Annotated in this window: 19 protein-coding genes; 8 read left to right on the top strand and 11 right to left on the bottom strand. The window is 67.5% G+C overall.

Annotated elements, in window-relative coordinates; genetic code table 11:
• Nucleotides 1-54 precede the first annotated feature (54 nt).
• The 5 genes from AC5P6H_RS14500 to AC5P6H_RS14480 all read right to left on the bottom strand — a co-directional run bounded on the left by AC5P6H_RS14500 (nt 55) and on the right by AC5P6H_RS14480 (nt 4,642).
• Nucleotides 55-1,068 (bottom strand): hypothetical protein, encoded by a 1,014-nt coding sequence (locus AC5P6H_RS14500; RefSeq protein WP_241887225.1) that lies wholly within the window; start codon nt 1,066-1,068, stop codon nt 55-57.
• A 125-nt stretch (nt 1,069-1,193) separates the two neighbouring features.
• Entirely contained in the window at nt 1,194-2,507 is a 1,314-nt protein-coding gene (locus AC5P6H_RS14495) for a sensor histidine kinase (RefSeq protein ID WP_197621325.1), read from the bottom strand.
• Nucleotides 2,504-3,244, bottom strand: coding sequence for a response regulator (locus AC5P6H_RS14490; RefSeq protein ID WP_032960784.1), 741 nt, complete (start codon nt 3,242-3,244; stop codon nt 2,504-2,506). Before AC5P6H_RS14490 ends, AC5P6H_RS14495 begins: the two co-directional genes overlap by 4 nt.
• A gap of 57 nt (nt 3,245-3,301) precedes the next feature.
• Nucleotides 3,302-3,847 carry a redoxin family protein gene (locus AC5P6H_RS14485; protein ID WP_049441155.1) on the bottom strand — a complete coding sequence of 182 codons (546 nt, stop codon included), beginning with the start codon at nt 3,845-3,847 and terminating at the stop codon, nt 3,302-3,304.
• Nucleotides 3,848-3,850: 3 nt separating this feature from the next.
• Complete coding sequence (locus tag AC5P6H_RS14480) at nt 3,851-4,642, bottom strand: alpha/beta hydrolase (RefSeq protein ID WP_495202801.1); 792 nt, start codon at nt 4,640-4,642, stop codon at nt 3,851-3,853.
• 341 nt (nt 4,643-4,983) lie between these two features.
• Here AC5P6H_RS14480 and AC5P6H_RS14475 point away from each other — a divergent pair, with 341 nt between their 5' ends.
• The 5 genes from AC5P6H_RS14475 (at nt 4,984) to AC5P6H_RS14455 (ending at nt 8,548) form a co-directional block, all read left to right on the top strand.
• Nucleotides 4,984-5,628, top strand: coding sequence for an HvfX family Cu-binding RiPP maturation protein (locus AC5P6H_RS14475; protein WP_495202800.1), 645 nt, complete (start codon nt 4,984-4,986; stop codon nt 5,626-5,628).
• Between the two features lie 95 nt (nt 5,629-5,723).
• A complete protein-coding gene (locus AC5P6H_RS14470; RefSeq protein WP_495202799.1) occupies nt 5,724-6,200 on the top strand; it encodes an HvfA family oxazolone/thioamide-modified RiPP metallophore in 477 nt (158 codons plus the stop codon).
• Nucleotides 6,201-6,254: 54 nt separating this feature from the next.
• Nucleotides 6,255-7,100, top strand: coding sequence for an HvfB family MNIO-type RiPP peptide maturase (locus AC5P6H_RS14465; protein WP_046429440.1), 846 nt, complete (start codon nt 6,255-6,257; stop codon nt 7,098-7,100).
• Nucleotides 7,093-7,827 (top strand): HvfC family RiPP maturation protein, encoded by a 735-nt coding sequence (locus AC5P6H_RS14460; protein WP_495202798.1) that lies wholly within the window; start codon nt 7,093-7,095, stop codon nt 7,825-7,827. The genes AC5P6H_RS14465 and AC5P6H_RS14460 overlap by 8 nt, the downstream gene beginning before the upstream one ends.
• 82 nt (nt 7,828-7,909) lie before the next feature.
• Entirely contained in the window at nt 7,910-8,548 is a 639-nt protein-coding gene (locus AC5P6H_RS14455; protein ID WP_014646319.1) for a ferric reductase-like transmembrane domain-containing protein, read from the top strand.
• Nucleotides 8,549-8,603: 55 nt separating this feature from the next.
• On the opposite strand, the gene AC5P6H_RS14450 is transcribed toward AC5P6H_RS14455, so the two are convergent.
• The 5 genes from AC5P6H_RS14450 to AC5P6H_RS14430 all read right to left on the bottom strand — a co-directional run bounded on the left by AC5P6H_RS14450 (nt 8,604) and on the right by AC5P6H_RS14430 (nt 12,928).
• Nucleotides 8,604-9,740, bottom strand: a complete 1,137-nt coding sequence (locus tag AC5P6H_RS14450) for a metallophosphoesterase (RefSeq protein ID WP_495202797.1) — start codon at nt 9,738-9,740, stop codon at nt 8,604-8,606.
• A gap of 120 nt (nt 9,741-9,860) precedes the next feature.
• Entirely contained in the window at nt 9,861-11,402 is a 1,542-nt protein-coding gene (locus AC5P6H_RS14445; RefSeq protein WP_445978367.1) for a TerC family protein, read from the bottom strand.
• A 43-nt stretch (nt 11,403-11,445) separates the two neighbouring features.
• Nucleotides 11,446-11,670: a helix-turn-helix domain-containing protein gene (locus tag AC5P6H_RS14440; RefSeq protein ID WP_012479411.1), complete on the bottom strand. Its 225-nt coding sequence runs from the start codon at nt 11,668-11,670 to the stop codon at nt 11,446-11,448.
• A complete protein-coding gene (locus AC5P6H_RS14435) occupies nt 11,670-12,137 on the bottom strand; it encodes a DUF2975 domain-containing protein (RefSeq protein ID WP_041864087.1) in 468 nt (155 codons plus the stop codon). Before AC5P6H_RS14435 ends, AC5P6H_RS14440 begins: the two co-directional genes overlap by 1 nt.
• A gap of 209 nt (nt 12,138-12,346) precedes the next feature.
• Nucleotides 12,347-12,928: an NMCC_0638 family (lipo)protein gene (locus AC5P6H_RS14430; RefSeq protein ID WP_032960801.1), complete on the bottom strand. Its 582-nt coding sequence runs from the start codon at nt 12,926-12,928 to the stop codon at nt 12,347-12,349.
• Between the two features lie 129 nt (nt 12,929-13,057).
• Between AC5P6H_RS14430 and AC5P6H_RS14425 the strand changes: the two genes are divergently transcribed.
• Together AC5P6H_RS14425 and AC5P6H_RS14420 are read left to right on the top strand one after the other, a co-directional pair.
• Nucleotides 13,058-13,369 carry a metalloregulator ArsR/SmtB family transcription factor gene (locus tag AC5P6H_RS14425; protein ID WP_004147836.1) on the top strand — a complete coding sequence of 104 codons (312 nt, stop codon included), beginning with the start codon at nt 13,058-13,060 and terminating at the stop codon, nt 13,367-13,369.
• Between the two features lie 24 nt (nt 13,370-13,393).
• On the top strand, nt 13,394-14,788 hold the full coding sequence (locus tag AC5P6H_RS14420) for a DUF2867 domain-containing protein (protein WP_134808602.1): 1,395 nt from the start codon (nt 13,394-13,396) through the stop codon (nt 14,786-14,788).
• A 38-nt stretch (nt 14,789-14,826) separates the two neighbouring features.
• On the opposite strand, the gene AC5P6H_RS14415 is transcribed toward AC5P6H_RS14420, so the two are convergent.
• The gene (locus tag AC5P6H_RS14415; RefSeq protein WP_495202817.1) at nt 14,827-15,258 is read right to left on the bottom strand and encodes a pyridoxamine 5'-phosphate oxidase family protein; all 432 of its coding nucleotides are present in this window, start codon (nt 15,256-15,258) and stop codon (nt 14,827-14,829) included.
• A gap of 285 nt (nt 15,259-15,543) precedes the next feature.
• Here AC5P6H_RS14415 and AC5P6H_RS14410 point away from each other — a divergent pair, with 285 nt between their 5' ends.
• Nucleotides 15,544-15,981 (top strand): hypothetical protein, encoded by a 438-nt coding sequence (locus AC5P6H_RS14410; protein ID WP_046429425.1) that lies wholly within the window; start codon nt 15,544-15,546, stop codon nt 15,979-15,981.
• The last annotated feature ends 11 nt before the right edge of the window (nt 15,982-15,992 follow it).

Genomic DNA, 15,992 nt, shown 5'->3' with positions numbered 1-15,992 from the left:
GGTCCCGGTTGCGCAGGTTCGGGGCAGGATGTCATGGCCCGGGTGAAATACCGGTCATCGGCCATCCGCTGCCTGCATGTACTGGGTTTCATGGCCGGTGAAGCGCTCACCGTCAAAACCGAAGCAGAAGCGCCCTTCCTCGAACACGCGGTAGACCAGCAACGCGCCATCGAGGCAGAACTGCTGCCGGTCCACGCCCGTCTCCAGTGTCCCGTAGCCGGTAGCATCACCGCCCTTTCCCGCCGGCCCGGTGAAGGCATCGAACGGCAGTGGCGTCGCCCTGCCCGTGCGGGTATCGACCAGCACCAGCGTGCGCTGGAAATACTCCGGACGATCATCGACCTGTACCAGCAGGTAGTGCCGGTTGAAATTGGGTTTCTGATGCTGGAGGGCATCTTCGATGGCTGCGCGGTGCCGCGCATCGCAGAAGTCGACCGGGCTGTAGCGGTAACTGCAACCGTCGTGGTCGTAGGGCAGGTTCATGCCGGAATAGCTGATGCTTCCCTCGCTGTCCACGTCGTGGCCCAGTTCCGGGGTGCTGCACAGCAGCCACGAACGCTGCGCATCTTCGGGATCGGCCATCAGCTTCGGCTCGCGGCCCTCCTCGTAAGCCGCATCACCCGGGAAGTCCTGGCCGAAACGCTGGCGGACGATGGGACGTGCCTTCTCCAGCGGCAGGCCGATCCTGGCCCCACGGAACGAAACGAATGTCATCGTCGGCAGGATCACCTCTTCCACCGGCAGCCCCTTCCACTGCCCCTGCACGCAGAACGTGGCGATCTCGTTCTCCACGTCTTCCTTGCAGGGCTTCGGCGCGTTCGCCGCCAACCAGGGATGGGCCGGGCGCCCGGTCTGCTGATCGATGTACCAGCCGTCCAGCGCGCAGGTCGGCAAGGCGTCGAGCAGCGGAGAGAGATCTGTTGCGGTGGCCGGGGCGGCAGGCGGTGTGCCCGCTGCGGGTGCGTCGGTCGGTGCGTCCGATGTGCGCTGGCAGGCCGCCAGCGCGAGCAGACCGACCAGCAGCGCGACGTGGCGCGGGCGCTGGATTGAATGCTGCGTTCCCTGCATTGCGTGCTTCCTGGTTTCGACACTCCCTGCAGATGATCGCCGATCCCAAGGCCGTGCAGGAACGTCACAGATCCCACATCGGGGTCAGAGCCCTTCGCTCCCGCAAGGGGATCCGACCCCGCCCGTTACCCCGGCAGCCGCAGCTCAGCCCTCAGCCCGCCACCCTCGCGGTTGCGCAACCGCAGCGAGCCGCCCAGCGACTGCGCCAGTTGCACCGCGATGGCCAGTCCCAGGCCAGTGCCACCGGTATCGCGATTGCGCGAGCTTTCCAGCCGATGGAACGGCGCCAGCACTGCCTGCAGCTGGTCCTCGGGGATGCCCGGGCCACGGTCGGAAATTCCGATCCATACCCTTCCGGCCTCGTCACGGCCGGCCTCGATCTCGGCAGCGCCGGCGTAGCGGAGTGCATTGTCGACCAGATTGCCGACCACCCGTCGCAGCAGCTGCGGCCAGGTCTGCACGACCAGTCCAGCGGGCGCACCGCCACTGACCGGCTTGCCCATGTCCTCGTAATCGCCGACCACACTGGCCAGGAACGCGCCCAGGTCCATCGACACCGGCGCGCCACTGGCGACGTGGCTGCTGCGCGCATAGGCCACACCCTCGCGCACCAGTTGCCCAAGGTGATCGAGGTCGGCCAGCAGCCGCTGCTGGGTGCTGTCTTCAGGCAGGGTCTCCACCCGGAGCTTCATGCGCGTGATGGGGGTCTGCAGGTCATGCGAGATCGCGGCCAGGATCTGCAGGCGTTCACTGACATGGCCACGAATGCGTGCCTGCAGTGCGTTGAGTGCGGCTGCTGCGCCGCCTACTTCCGCCGGGCCATCTTCAGGCAGTGCAGGCCCGTCCTTGCCCGGCTGCAGATGCTCCACCGCATGCGACAACTGCTGCAGCGGGCGCATGGCCAGGCGCACCGCCAGCCACGCGCACACCAGCAGCAGCGCCAGCTGCACCAGCAGCACGGCGGGCAGCCAGCGCGCCAGCGGCAGGCCCGACGGGGTGACTTCAATGGTCAAGGGAGTGCCGTCGTGCAGGCGCAGTTCCACCTCGAACCGCTCCGGCAGGCGAGCCACCTGGCGCGCCTGCAACGGATAGCGGTGCTGCAGGCTGTCATCGATGATCGCCGTGACCTGGCGTGCACGATCGGTCTGCAGCCCCGGTCCGGCCGCGGCCGGGCGCAGCAGGTAACGGTAGGTGCGCCGCTCCAGCCGCGGCACCCAGGCATCGCGCTGGTCCGCGGGCAGGTGCTCCAGCAGCGCGACACTCACGGCCACGTCTTCGTCCAGGTTGCGCAGCATCATGCTGCGGGTGGACTGGTAGCGTTCGAAGAACAGCAGGCCGAAGGACAGTGCGTGGGCCAGCGCCAGTCCGCCCAGCAGCACCAGCAGCAGCCGCGCCGACAGCGTGCGCGGCCAGCGTGGGCGGCGTGCGGTGGCGTTCATTCGTCCGGCCCCAGCAACTGCACCGGCACGCTGAACACATAGCCTTCGCTGCGCACGGTCTTGATGTAGGTCGGCTCGCGTGCGTCGTCACCCAGGCGCTGCCGCACGCGGCTGACCAGCAGGTCGATCGAGCGGTCAAACAGTTCGGCATCGCGGCCCTGCGTGAGGCTGAGCAGCTGGTCGCGGCTGAGCACCCGATTGGCGTGATCGAGGAATACGCGCAACAGGCGGAATTCGGCGCCACTGAGTGGATACGCGGTGTCCTGTGCATCCAGCAGATGGCGTGCGGTGGTGTCCAGGCGCCACTCGCCGAAGGCCAGCTGGCGACCGGCTTCGCTCACCTGCAGGTTCGGCGGCAACATCCGGGTGCGGCGGATCACCGCATTGATGCGTGCCAGCAGTTCGCGCGAAGAGAAGGGCTTGGTCACGTAGTCATCAGCGCCCATTTCCAGGCCGATGATGCGGTCGGTTTCGTCGTCGCGGGCGGTCAGCAGCACCACCGGCACCGCACGATGCTTGCCGGCGCGCAGGTTGCGGCACAGGCTCAGTCCGTCCTCGCCCGGCATCATCACGTCCAGCACGACCAGATCCACGGCATGGGTATCCATCAGCGCGCGCATGGCCCGGCCACCGTCGGCCTGGCTCACGCGCAGGCCGTTGCGTTGCAGGTAATCGGCCAGCATCTGGCGGATCTCGCTGTCATCGTCGACGACCAGGATGTGCGGTACGTGGTTCATTGCGTTCTCGATGAGGACGAAGGTCAAGGCCGCGCGGTGCGGCCATGGTAGCGCGGCTCAGGGGTTGGCCAGCAGGCGCTGGATCTCGCTTTCGGTACGTGCGTAGTCGCCCTCGCCGTAATGGCGGTAGACCACCCGCCCCTGCCGGTCGAGCAGGTACAGTGCGGGCCAGAAGCGGTTGCCCCAGGCGTTCCAGATCCGGTACTGGTTGTCCTGCACCACCGGCCAGGCGATGTCCAACCGTGCGATGGCCTTGCGCACGTTGCCAGGCAGCCCTTCATAGGCGAACTCCGGCGTATGCACGCCGATCACCCTCAGGCCCTGCGACGCGTAGCGCGCATGCCACTGGTGGACATACGGCGCCACGTTGAGGCAGTTGCTGCAGGTGTAGGTCCAGAACTCGACCAGCACCACCTTCCCCCGCAACTGCTCCAGTGTGAGCGGCGGGCTGTTGTGCCAGGGCCCGCCACCGTCGAACCCGGCGGCGGGAAGGGCCTGTGCCGGCTGCGCATCGGCCTCCGGGCTGGGCCAGGCCATCAACAGCGCAGCCCCACCCAGCACGCCCATCAGCAACGGCAGCACGTACGCACGCAGGCCGGCCATCGCTCAGCCCCCCTGCTCGGCCAGTGGCAGTTCCGCCGGCTTCACCCCCGCCGCTTCGAGGATACTGTCGGCCACCTGCGCCGGATGCGAAAGCAGCGACACATGGCTGCTGCCGATCGATTGCAGCTGCGCGCCAATGCGCTTTGCGGTGGCGGCCTGCAGCTGCGGCGACAGCATGCGATCGTCACGGCTGAGCACGTACCAGCTCGGCTTGCTGCGCCACGCCGCAACGTTCACTACTTCGCCCAGCGCGCTGGCCTTCAACGGGACCTGCGTGCTGTACAGCAGTGCGGCCGACTTCTTCATCACGTCCGGCGCGAAGTCCTGGGCGACAGCGTCAGCCGGCAACGTAAGGTAGCCGTCCCTTTCCTGCAGGCGGGCCAGGCCCGGACCGACCGGGAAGCCTTCGCCCTGTTGCGCCGATGATTGCCCTGCATCCGGTGCGAACGCCGCCACATACACCAGCGCCAGCACCTTCGGGTCATTGCCCGCTTCGGTGATGACCGTGCCACCCCAGCTGTGGCCGACCAGCACCACCTTGCCAGGCGCAGCGGCAATCGCACGACGGGTGGCGGCGACGTCGTCGGCCAACGAGGTGAGCGGATTCTGGACGGCCACCGCCGGCAGCTTCCAGTCATGCAGGGTGCTGGTGACCTTGCTCCAGCTGGAGCCATCAGCGAACGCGCCGTGCACCAGGATGACGGTGGGCGGTGCAGCGGTATCGGCCCGGGCAGCGAAGGCAGGGGCGGCGGCGGCAAGGGCGAGAGCGGCGGCCAGCAAGCAGGTACGGATCATGGGGGCACTCCGGAGTTGGGAGTGGCCATTTCCGCCTGCCGGTGTATCGGCGCTGTTTCTCCGCAGCGCGGAGTTGTACCGGACTGTAGGGCGCAGGCGGGTTTCTACAGTGGGATACATTCGCGCGCCGGTCCTGGCCGGGCGCTTTCGGGTGGATATCGCTGTCCGCACGCGGGCGCGCAACGCCCCGATGCGCATCCGCGCATCGTCTTTGTATCTGACTGTACGAAACCCCGGCCGCGGCCACAGTCGCTGACAAAACCCCGGGCAACGGCACACGTTGCCGATACCTGCGCCGCCTGGAATGGCTTCCATCGACCACTGGCCCGCAGGACACCACCATGATCAGCACCGCTTCTTCCGTGTATACGCCCCGCCTGGACGCCGTCGGCCGCTGGCTCTCGCCGTTGGCGCTGCGCACCCTGCTGGCCTGGGAGTTCTTTGAATCCGGCCGCGAGAAGCTGGGCGGCCAGAACTGGTTCGCCGACCTGGAAGGCCGCTTCCCGTTCCCGTTCTCCACACTGCCCGCGTCGCTGAACTGGCAGCTGGCCACGTGGCTGGAACTGGTGGGTGCAGTGATGCTGCTGCTCGGCCTGGCCACGCGCTCGGTGGCCTACGTGTTCTGGGTACTCACCATCGTTGCCATCGCCGCCGTGCACTGGCCCGACCAATGGAACGGCCTGGGTGAACTCTGGCAGGGCTATGCGATCACCGACCAGGGCTACGGCAACTTCAAGCTGCCGTTGCTGTTCCTGGCCATGCTGCTGCCACTGATCCTCAACGGCGGTGGCGCACTCAGCTTGGACCGGCTGCTGGCCGGGTCCGGCCGTGCCACGGAACGCAATGACGGCCTGGGTTGGGGCGTCAGCCTGATCGCCCTGCTGCTGCCGGTTGCCGCGCTGTTGCCCGGCATCGGCTTCGGCGGTGCCCTGCTCGGCGGTGTGCTGCTGCTGGGCCATCTGCTGCGCTGTCGCCGCGCCGCCTGAGCCGACTCCCCTGTTCCCGCGCGTTTCGCTTTCCGTCGCCTCTTCGGCGGCGTCCATCCCGCACGCCCCGCGTGCTTTCCCAAGGAGTCACCACCATGTCCATCTCGACCAAGAATACCTCTTCCTCCCGCCTGCCGCGCATCGGTGCCATCGGCATCGCCCTGGCCGGTGGCCTGCTGCTGGCCGGCCAGGCCGCGGCGATCCAGCCGCTGGCGATCAGCGCGGTGGCCATGAGCGCCGCCGCCGAAGGCAAGTGCGGTGAAGGCAAGTGCGGGGCCAACAAGGCCACCACCGGCACGCACGCCGGCAAGGCCAAGGTGGCCGAGGGCCAGTGTGGCGAAGGCAAGTGCGGCGACGCCTCGTTTGCCCGCACTGATCGCGACCACGACGGCAAGGTCTCGCGTGCCGAATTCAACGCTGTGGCCGCCAAGCGTGCCGCCGAGTTCGACCGTATCGACACCGACCACGACGGTTACATCAGCGAGCAGGAAGCGCACGACTACCTGCGCAGCGTCTACACCGCCAACGGCAAGCCGATGCCGAAGGGCCTGTTCTCCCGCGTTGCCGATTGATCGACGTTCACCCGGCGCCGCCTTCAAGGCGGCGCTCTCTGTGGAGCATCCGCCATGTCCCTGCCCCTGCCCACCCATGCCGCCGGTCTTGGCCTGCGCCGTGGCCTGATCGACGAACTGCTGGCCATGCCGGCCGGTGCCATCGACTTCCTCGAAGTCTCCCCCGACAACTGGATCGGCGTCGGCGGTGCACACGGCAACGCGCTGCGCCAACTCAGCGAGCGCCACCCCTTGACCTGCCACGGCCTGTCGCTGTCGCTGGGCGGTCCTGATCCGCTGGACCGCACCCTGCTGGCACAGACCCGTGCCTTCCTCGACCTGCACCAGGTGCAGCTGTACAGCGAACACCTGAGCTACTGCGCCGCCGGTGGCCATGTCTACGACCTGCTGCCACTGCCGTTCACCGCCGAGGCCGTTCACCATGTCGCCGGCCGTATTGCCCAGGTGCAGGACATGCTGGGCCGGCGCATCGCCGTGGAGAACATTTCCTACTACGCCGTTGCCGGCGCGGACATGAGCGAGATCGACTTCATCAACGCCGTGCTCGCCGAAGCCGACTGCGACCTGCTGCTGGACGTCAACAACGTCTTCGTCAATGCCTGCAACAACGGTTACGACGCCTTCGAATTCCTGGCCCACGTGCCGTCCCACCGTGTCGCCTCGCTGCACGTAGCGGGCCACTTCGATGAAGACGACGGCTTCAAGATCGATACCCATGGTGCGCCGGTGAAAGGCGTGGTCTGGGCCCTGTTGCGCGAGGCCTACATGCGGGTGGGCGTGCGTCCCACGCTGCTCGAACGCGACTTCAACTTCCCGCCGCTGGCCGGGTTGCTGGCCGAGGTCGCGCAGATCCGCCAGGCACAGGCTGAGGCACGTTGGCCGGAGGTGGCCCATGGCTGAGTCGCTGGCTACCCTGCAACGGCGCTGGGCCGATCATGTGCGGGACCCTGCAAAGACCGCACCCGAAGGCGTGGAGGCGCGCAGGCTGGCGGTATACCGCCGCCTGTGCATCGACAGCCTGGACACCCTGCTGGCCGGCAGCCTGCCGCGCCTGCAACACCAGTTGGGCACGTCGCGCTGGCGCGACACCGTGGCGCACTACTACGCCCACCACGCCTGCCAGACCCCGTTGTTCCCACGGATCGCCGGCGAGTTCGCGGCCTGGCTGGCAGTACAGGACACGCTGGCACTGCCGGACTGGGCGGCGGAACTGGCGCACTACGAGAGCACGCAGCAGTCGCTGCACATTGAAGCGCGTGGCGCTGGGTGTCTGCTGCAGCGCTTACCCGAGGACAGTGATGTGCTGGCGGTTTCGCCGCTGGTGCGGGTGCTTGGGTACCGGTGGCCGGTGCATGGGGACGAGGGGCTGGAACCGGTGCTGGGCGCAGCTCCCACGCTGCTGGTGATCCAGCGCCGCGCCGATTTCAGCCTGAAGGTCGAGCAACCGTCACCGCTGGCCTACGCGCTGCTTTCGGTCTTCGGTGACGACGGCGCGCGTGTGGATGAGGCACTGCAGGCGCTGTCCGAAACACATGACGTGGCAACGGACGCATTGCGTGCTGCCTGCGTGCCCGTTCTGGGCGAGCTGTGCACGGCGGGGGTGCTGGTTGCATTGCCTGCTTTCTGAGGTGCCGGCCAGCGGCCGGCACTACCCGTTCATTGACCGGCAAGCGGCCGGCACTACCCGCCCCCTACTTCGAGGTCTCATCATGGCTGCTTCCAACATTTCCTTCCTGCACGGCTGGCGCCTGTTCGTAGCCATCGCCGTGGTCCTGATCGCGTTCGCACTGACCGCCTTCGCCCTGTATCCCGATGCAGCCGAAGGCAGCCGCGCGGCGATCCGGCTCACCGCCCGCACATCGTTCCTGCTGTTCCTGGCGGCATTCACGGCATCCTCCTTCGCCACCCTGCTGCCCGGCCCGTTCACCCGGTTCCTGCTGCGCGAACGGCGCATCATCGGTCTGTCCTTCGCGTTCTCGCACCTGCTGCACGCAGTCGCCATCACCAGTTTCGGCATCCTCAACCCGGCGTTCTGGCCAGCACGCTCCGCGCTGGCCAACCTCCCGGGCACGGTGGGCTACATCGCCATCCTGGCGCTGGCCATCACCTCGCACCGGGGGCTCGCCCGGCGCATGGGACCCACCGCCTGGCGTCGCCTGCACGTCACCGGCATGTGGATCATCGCGGCGGTGTTCACCTACTCGTACTTCAAGCGCGTGCCCGGCAACTTCTGGTATGCGGTGCCGTCGGCGCTGCTGTTCACCGCCTTCGTGGTGCGCTGGATCGCCAAGCGGGCGCAGGCCCTGCGTCGAAGTGCGCATGCGCGGCCGCCGCTGCGGGCGGCCTGACGGGCCGGGGTCAGATCCCTTTGCCAAAGGCAAAGGGATCTGACCCCACATCAGGTCAAGGCGCGCGGCGCAGCGTGATCAGGGTGATCTCCGAAGGCACGCCGATGCGCGCCGGGAAACCGGCCCAGAGGCCCGCGCCGTTGCCCACGTACAGCGTCATCCCCTCCACGTCGTAGCGGCCGGAGACAAAGCCACCATTGGTCCGCTTCACCAGCTGGTCCATGCCGATGATCTGCCCGCCGTGGGTATGCCCGGACAGCTGCAGCTTCACCCCACGCGCCGCCGCCTCGCGTGCATTGCGCGGGCGATGGTCGAGCAGGATCACCGGTGCGGACGGATCGGCACCGGCCAGCGCAGCATCCAGATCCGGCAACGGCAGGCCATAGCGCGCCGCCACCGGATCGGTGACACCGGCGATGGTCAGCGCCGCGTCGCCGCGCCGCACCTGCATGTGGCTGTTCTCAAGCACCTGCATGCGCAGTGCGCGGAATGCCTGCATCCAGTCCTGGTACTGCGCGTAGTACTCGTGGTTGCCGGTGATGGCGATGACACCGTCCGGCGCTCGCAGATCGGCCAGAGGACGCGCGTCGTCACGGCGGGCCTCGACGCTGCCGTCGATCAGGTCGCCAGTGATCACGATCAGGTCCGGCTTCAGCGCGTTGCTCTCGTCCACCACCCTGCGCACCCAGTCGCCGGTCAGCAGGCGGCTGGCGTGGATGTCGGTCAGCTGCAGCACGCGATAGCCGTCGAACGCAGCAGGCAGATCCTTGATCGCCACGTCGATCTGCCTGGGCTGGGGCACGGCCATGCCCTGGCTGATGCCATAGCCACTCACAAGCAGCGCCAGCAGGCCGGCCAACGGCCGCAGCTTCGAGGCGCGCAGGGCCGATACGATGCGCGGCCAACGCAGCAGGCGCGAAAGCAGCAGGCCCACATCCAGCACCAGCATCAGCAACGCCAGCAGCAGCACCGCCGTGGAGCCGGTGGCCAGGACGGCGATGGCCATCTTCGGGATTTCCGGCGATGCCATCGTGCCCCAGAAGGTGGCCACGATGCGCAGCTGCACGGCCATGGCCACCACCAGCAGCGACAGCACGACCTTCAACCCGATGGGCATGCGCAGCGGCCAGAACAGGCGCCAGGCCACATACAGGCCCATCAACAAACCGATCGTACTCAGCACTGCAACCATCCATGACAGAAAGCGGGCCCGCCATGGTGACGGCTGCGGGTCGTGTTGTGTAGAGCCGCGCCCATGCTCGGCTTCTCGACACGCAGCCGGGCATGGGCCCGGCTCTACAACAACAGGCGGTCAGGCCATTCCGTCGAGGCGCTCCACCCGCAGGCGGGCGATACGGCGCTTCTCCATTGCCAGCACGGTGATGCGCACGCCGGCCACCTCCACCGCGTCGCCGACGTCCGGCAGGCGGCCCAGCTGCTCCAGCACCAGACCCGAGATGGTCATGTAGTCGGCACTGCGGGGCAGCGACACGCCCGCCAAACGCTGCAGGTCGTCCAGGGTCAGCGCACCATCGGCCTCCCATTGATCCTCGCCCTGCGCCACCACGCCATAGCGCTCGTCCTGGGTATCGACCAGGTCACCGGCAATCGCCGCCAGCAGGTCGTTGGCGGTCACCAGGCCCTCCACGCTGCCGTACTCGTCCACCGCCACCGCCAGCGGCACCGGATGCTGGCGGATCAGTTCCAGCGCCTGCAGCGCACTGGCAGTGGACAGAACGTACTGCGGTTCGCGCAGGTTGCCCTCCAGCTGCAGTGGCTTGCCCTGCAGCAGGTCGGCCAGCACGTCCCGGCTCTGCACCACGCCACGCAGGCTGTCCAGGTCACCGTCGCCGACCAGCAGGCGCGTATGCGGCGAGGCCACCAGGCGCGCCACCACATCCTCCTGACCACGCGCCAGGTCGATCCATTGCACGTCGGCACGCACAGTCATCACGCTGGACACCGGACGATCGGCCAGGCCCAGCACGCTGCGGATCATTTCGTGCTCCGCCGGCTGCAGGCGCTCGTCGGCGTCCACCTGCTCGTCCACGCCTTCGTCGTCGTGGCCGTTCACTGGACGCGCGCCCAGCATCCTCAGCACGGCATCGGCGGTGCGCTGGCGGAACGGCTGGCGGCGCTCGTTGCGCTCACGGTTGAAACGCACCCACTGGTTGAACGCCTCGACCAGGATCGAGAAAGCGATCGCTGCGTACAGGTAGCCCTTCGGGATCTTGTAGCCCAGGCCTTCAGCCACCAGGCTGAAGCCGATCATCAGCAGGAAGCCCAGGCACAGCACCACCACGGTGGGATGCTTGTTGACGAAGCGGGTCAGCGGCTTGCTGGCCAGCAGCATCAGCGCCATGGCGATGGTCACGGCCGCATACATCACGCCCAGGTTGTCGACCATGCCGACGGCGGTGATCACCGAGTCCAGCGAGAACACCGCGTCGAGCACCACGATCTGTGCCACCACCATCGCGAAGCTGGCATAGACCTTCTTGCCATCCTCGTGATGCGCGCGGCCTTCCAGCCGTTCGTGCAGTTCCATGGTGCCCTTGAACAGCAGGAACAGGCCACCGCCCAGCAGGATCAGGTCGCGCCCGGAGAAGCTGTGGTCGAACAAGGTCACCAGCGGCTCGGTCAACTTCATGATCCAGGCCAGCGCCGCCAGCAGCACCAGCCGCATCAGCAGTGCCAGCGCCAGGCCGATCACCCGCGCGCGGTCGCGCTGGTGCGGCGGCAGCTTGTCGGCAAGGATCGCAATGAACACCAGGTTGTCGATGCCGAGAACGATCTCCAGCACGACCAGGGTTGCAAGGCCCATCCATATCGAGGGGTCAGCCAACCATTCCATTTCAGGTCCGTTTCGTCAGTGGGTAAGGGAAGAGGGCGTCCACTCAGTCGGCATCCTGCGCCTGCGCCGGGTCATGCCCAAGCAGGTCGCCGGGCGTGCACTGCAGTTCGCGGCAGATCGCATCCAGCGTGGAAAAGCGGATGGCTCGCGCCTTGCCGGTCTTCAGGATCGACAGGTTCGCTAGGGTGATGTCGATGCGCCCGGCCAGCTCGGACAGGGTCATGCCCCGTGCCTGCAGCATGCGGTCCAGGGTGATGACGATCGCCATCAGATGACACCATCAAGGTCATCGCGCATCGCCGCGCCCACGGCGAACACGCGTGCGAGCACGAACAGCATCAGCACCGCCACCAGCCCGGTGATCGACATGCCGCCGCCCACCTCCATCCAGGTGAAATCCGGGCCCATCCAGGCCGCGTAGGCACCGATCAGGATCGACAGCAGTTCCATTGCCAGCATCAGCCAGGCCATGCGCTGCAGGCGCTGTGCATTGGCATGGGTGAACGGCCGCTCGCGCGCCGCCGACTTCAGCAGCCTCAGCAGATGGCGCAGGAACAGCAGGCACAGCACCAGCAGCGCGACGATCGCGCCCAGGCCCAGGCAGAAGTGCAGGAACAGGTCGTTGCCATGCGCGGCGGCGGCCTCGGCGTCATGCACGCTGTCGAGCAGCCAGCGGCGGTCATGGGCGACCAGTGGCACCGCCAGCAGTGCGGCCAGGATGCCCAGCCAGCACATCGCCCGGACGGCCTGTACGGCGGCCTGGGCCAGGGTGAACAAGCCTCGCGCGGGTCTGGCGCGGGCGGGACGAGCGGTCAAGCGGCCTCCGGCATTGGGGTGGCCTCGCCGCCCCAGGGTGGATTTATCGATAAACGATATACCACATCCTGCGTGAAAGGCCGAATCGCGAGCATGGTCCACCGGCTGGGCGCGGGCCCCGGCAGGCGTTATCGGGTGGGAGCCGCGGGTTCGAGCATCGCGTCCCCCGGCGTCACCGAGGCCATCGCCTGTACGCCGGCCTCGGCCGCCTGCCGCGTCACCAGCCGGAAGCGCACCTGCAGCTTGGCCTGCCCCGGCGTGGCCCAGCCGTATTGGATCGCCACTTGGTCGGCCGACAGCGGACCACGGCCCGGCAGCGAGCGCGCCTGCAATGGCTTCGGTGCCGCCTGCACCAGCCGTGCGAAGCCCTTCTGCACCACCGCCGCTTCGGCCTTTTCCGCATACACCGAGCAGGTGCCATCGTCGGCCCAGCTGACCGCATAGCGGCCGCTGGCCAGCGGCACCATCCAGGCCACGCCCGACTGCCCCTGCAGCAACGTTGCCGCTTCGGCAGGCTGCAGCGGTGACAGCCCGTTGGATTCCATCAGCGACTGCAACCGCGCCGGCGCGCCGATGTGCTGCATGCAGGCGGTATCGAACAACTCGCTGAAGGGATCCTGCGCCGGGGCCTTGGCCTTGGGAGTACGCGCGGGTTGCGCCACCGCCAGGGTGGGCAGCAGGGCCAAAGCCAGCCAGAACGCAGGACGCATCGGGATTCCACGCTACGGAAAACAGCAGGGAGGATGGCAAAGCCCGGGCGCGCCGCGCAATGGGTCATGGCTTGACAGTCCTAAGCTGCGGGAGCAACATGAATTAACGAATTAGTTAACTAGCTCTCCATGGACCGCATCTTCGAAGCCCTTGCCTCCACCGCCCGCCGGCAGATCCTGGCCTATCTCAGCGCCGGCGAGCTCAGCGCGGGCGAGCTGGCCGAGCGCTTCGACTTCAGCAAGCCGGCGTTGTCCAGCCACCTGCGCATCCTCGAGGAAGCCGGACTGATCGAACGCGAGAAACGCGGCCAGTTCGTGTACTTCAGGCAGGTACCCGACCGTTTGGCCAACACGTTGTTCTCGTGGGCGGCCGAAGTCTGCCCGGTCGGCGGCCCGCTCAAGCGTGAAGCCCGCGCCCGCCGCAAGTCCCCCGCCCGCTGATCCGCCCCGCCAAGGAGCATGACGATGCCTGGTTCGACCCGCGATCGCCGTTCGTTTCCAGCAGTGCAGCTTCCGGCACAGGACGGCGGCAGTCCGACCGAAGTCACCCTGATCGCGCAGCTCGGCATCGGTGCCGGCGACGCGCTGGTGAGTGACGCCGGCCAGCGTCAGCGCCACCACCCGGCCTTCATCGATGCGTTGGATGAACCTTCGGCGCGACTGGGTGGCATGCACCTGCAGCACGGGGATGCCTCCTCGCTGTACAGCTTCACCGTCGGTGCCGGTGGCCACCCGTTTCATCGCCATGCAGGCCCGCGCATGTTCACCGCCATCGCCGGCAGCGCGGGAGCCGAGCTGCGTTTCGCTACCGCCTCCGACGCGCAGCTGGCAGCAGGTCCTGGTGCCTTCGCGCGCACGCTCCGGCGCGTCCGCATCCCACCGGACTGCCTGTTTACCGTGCGCTTCGGCGGCGGCACCTGGCACCAGTTCGCGTCGAACCATCCTGCACATCCGGCGCTGTTTGCGCTGTCCTGCCACAGCGATGAACTGGCAGGCCGAATGAGCGAGCAGACCCGTGCGCAGGTGGAGCGCAATGCCGCCGATATCCCCAGCCTGACCGAGGTGCTTCCGGAATCGTACTGGCCTTCGTGCACCTCGCTTGCGGCGGCACCGCTGTTGCAGCTGTCGCTGCAGGCGGCACCTCCCAGCGTGTGCGCGCACCTGTGCGCGCGTACCCGTGCCCTGCTCGGCCCGCTGCGCCGCATCCCCATGCGGCCGCTGCGCGGGTTCGTCGAACGTGCCACACCGGCCTATCCCATCCATTCGCGGCCCGCGCCCACCGATGGCCTGCTGACCACAGCGCTGCCGCACAGCCACTACCAGGACCTGACCACCCTGTGCCTGGAACCCTCGCAGGTGGTCCACCGTTCCGCGTCGGCGCTGCTGGCCGACGTACTGGAGGGCTTCCTGCGCAATCCACCCAGCGGCGTAGGCCAGCTGATGGCGCTGCGAAACCGACTGGTGGCACCGTTGCGGTTGCGCACGTCGCCGCTGGGATGCCCGGTGTCGTCATTGCTGTCGACCGATCGCAGCCGGTTGTTCGCTGGTCGATTCCCGGTGCTGGATTCGCACATCGATACGCAGGACAACGACGCCGAAGTCCTGCTCGGCGCCGACGATCGGCACCTGCGTTTCCGCAGCAGCGTGCGCGTGCAGCGGCATCGCGATGGACATGTCGAGATCAGCCTGGGCTCACGCGTGCAGACCCTCAATGCGTTCGGCGGCATGTACATGGCCCTGATCGACGCCGGGCACCGGCACTATGTCGCACCGGCACTGCTGCGGCGTGCGGTGGAGCACGCCTTGGCACCGGAACTGGCCAACCTTGAGGATCCGGCAGCACACCCTGCGCGCTGCTGACCCTGGAACGCGATGCGCCGGGCGCTGCGCGGTTCCGGTCAGATCACGATTTCGCCCTCGTCCTCGCCATCCCAGTAGTGGATGCGGCTGGCGCGCACGTGAATCAGCACCAGTCCCGGTGTATCCACGCCCTGTTCGAACCAGCGCTCCAGGTCCTTCACCCAGTGCTGGCTCATCGAGGCCCGGTCGCGCACCAGCACAGCCCTGCCCTGCACGTGCACGAACAGCGGCGGCTTGCCCAGCAGCGACTTGCTGCCGGAAAAACCCAGCGCAACGGCGGGGTCAGCTTCAATCTCGCGCACCATGTCGGTGTCTTCGGTGGTGAAGAACCAGCTGTCACCGTCATAGTCCACGTCGCCATTGTTGCTCATCGGACGGCCGGCAATCTCTCCACCGGCGTGGGTCTGCAGCAGGCTGAAATCAATGCCGGCCATTTTCCTGGCCAGTTCGGGCAGGGTGAGCTGGGTCATGGCGTCGTCCTTCATGGAATGGAATCCCAGCGTCTGCGCAGCGCGGTGACCTGGGCGTGGAGGGGTAGTTGCGGCCTCTTCACAGGAAACGAGATAGAGCGCATGGCGCGTACGTGACGCATTCCTCACCACCACACTGGCGTTAACGGCAGATGGAGGAACGGCCCTGCAAGCCGCGACACGCCCCTAACGGCGTGCTGCCCCAGAATCGCGCAACCCCGTGGCGCGACCGGCATGGCTGCCGGTACAAACGCGGCCTTTCCTCCGCAACCGCATGGCCTCCACATGGACCTGTCCGCCTGGCTCGCGTTCGGCTGCTACCTGTTGGCGTTCTTCATTGTCTGCCTGTTTGCTGCGGCCTATCTGAAACGCTCCGACTTCATGCCCTACCACGGCCAGGCCGTGGACAGGCCGTGGGCACAGATCGACCCCCGCATGCAGGTGCTGCTGATGGCACTCATCCGCGTGGTCGGCGCTGCCTGGATCGCACTGGCCGGTGCCGGCGTGATGCTGGCCTGGTTGATCTTCTTCGGAGGTCACTTCGCACTGCCGCAGCTGCTGGCGTTCCAGCTGTTCTGCCTGGTCGCCACCCTGCCGCCGGTCCTGGTCGCTTCCGGCGTGCGGCGACGCACCGGTGCGCGTACACCGGTGCCCGCCGGCGCCGCGGTGGTGCTGCTGTCGGTCATCGGATTCGTGCTGGCCCTGTTGTCGCTACCGCAGTGAGTTCTTTTTCT

Source organism: Stenotrophomonas sp. YJH_SMC_110 (genome assembly GCF_059369255.1).
The sequence above is the reverse complement of the archived record's forward strand: the minus strand, read 5'-3'. Positions and strand labels throughout refer to the sequence as shown.

Bases quoted from the DNA above. Each gene is read 5' to 3' on its own strand.
- AC5P6H_RS14475 (WP_495202800.1), top strand. From the start codon at position 4,984: ATGATCAGCACCGCTTCTTCCGTGTATACGCCCCGCCTGGACGCCGTC.
- AC5P6H_RS14480 (WP_495202801.1), bottom strand. From the start codon at position 4,642: ATGATCCGTACCTGCTTGCTGGCCGCCGCTCTCGCCCTTGCCGCCGCC.
- AC5P6H_RS14450 (WP_495202797.1), bottom strand. From the start codon at position 9,740: ATGGTTGCAGTGCTGAGTACGATCGGTTTGTTGATGGGCCTGTATGTG.
- AC5P6H_RS14425 (WP_004147836.1), top strand. From the start codon at position 13,058: ATGGACCGCATCTTCGAAGCCCTTGCCTCCACCGCCCGCCGGCAGATC.
- AC5P6H_RS14495 (WP_197621325.1), bottom strand. From the start codon at position 2,507: ATGAACGCCACCGCACGCCGCCCACGCTGGCCGCGCACGCTGTCGGCG.
- AC5P6H_RS14435 (WP_041864087.1), bottom strand. From the start codon at position 12,137: ATGTGCTGGCTGGGCATCCTGGCCGCACTGCTGGCGGTGCCACTGGTC.
- AC5P6H_RS14440 (WP_012479411.1), bottom strand. From the start codon at position 11,670: ATGGCGATCGTCATCACCCTGGACCGCATGCTGCAGGCACGGGGCATG.
- AC5P6H_RS14430 (WP_032960801.1), bottom strand. From the start codon at position 12,928: ATGCGTCCTGCGTTCTGGCTGGCTTTGGCCCTGCTGCCCACCCTGGCG.
- AC5P6H_RS14460 (WP_495202798.1), top strand. From the start codon at position 7,093: ATGGCTGAGTCGCTGGCTACCCTGCAACGGCGCTGGGCCGATCATGTG.
- AC5P6H_RS14455 (WP_014646319.1), top strand. From the start codon at position 7,910: ATGGCTGCTTCCAACATTTCCTTCCTGCACGGCTGGCGCCTGTTCGTA.
- AC5P6H_RS14465 (WP_046429440.1), top strand. From the start codon at position 6,255: ATGTCCCTGCCCCTGCCCACCCATGCCGCCGGTCTTGGCCTGCGCCGT.
- AC5P6H_RS14420 (WP_134808602.1), top strand. From the start codon at position 13,394: ATGCCTGGTTCGACCCGCGATCGCCGTTCGTTTCCAGCAGTGCAGCTT.
- AC5P6H_RS14485 (WP_049441155.1), bottom strand. From the start codon at position 3,847: ATGGCCGGCCTGCGTGCGTACGTGCTGCCGTTGCTGATGGGCGTGCTG.
- AC5P6H_RS14470 (WP_495202799.1), top strand. From the start codon at position 5,724: ATGTCCATCTCGACCAAGAATACCTCTTCCTCCCGCCTGCCGCGCATC.
- AC5P6H_RS14490 (WP_032960784.1), bottom strand. From the start codon at position 3,244: ATGAACCACGTACCGCACATCCTGGTCGTCGACGATGACAGCGAGATC.
- AC5P6H_RS14445 (WP_445978367.1), bottom strand. From the start codon at position 11,402: ATGGAATGGTTGGCTGACCCCTCGATATGGATGGGCCTTGCAACCCTG.
- AC5P6H_RS14500 (WP_241887225.1), bottom strand. From the start codon at position 1,068: ATGCAGGGAACGCAGCATTCAATCCAGCGCCCGCGCCACGTCGCGCTG.
- AC5P6H_RS14410 (WP_046429425.1), top strand. From the start codon at position 15,544: ATGGACCTGTCCGCCTGGCTCGCGTTCGGCTGCTACCTGTTGGCGTTC.
- AC5P6H_RS14415 (WP_495202817.1), bottom strand. From the start codon at position 15,258: ATGACCCAGCTCACCCTGCCCGAACTGGCCAGGAAAATGGCCGGCATT.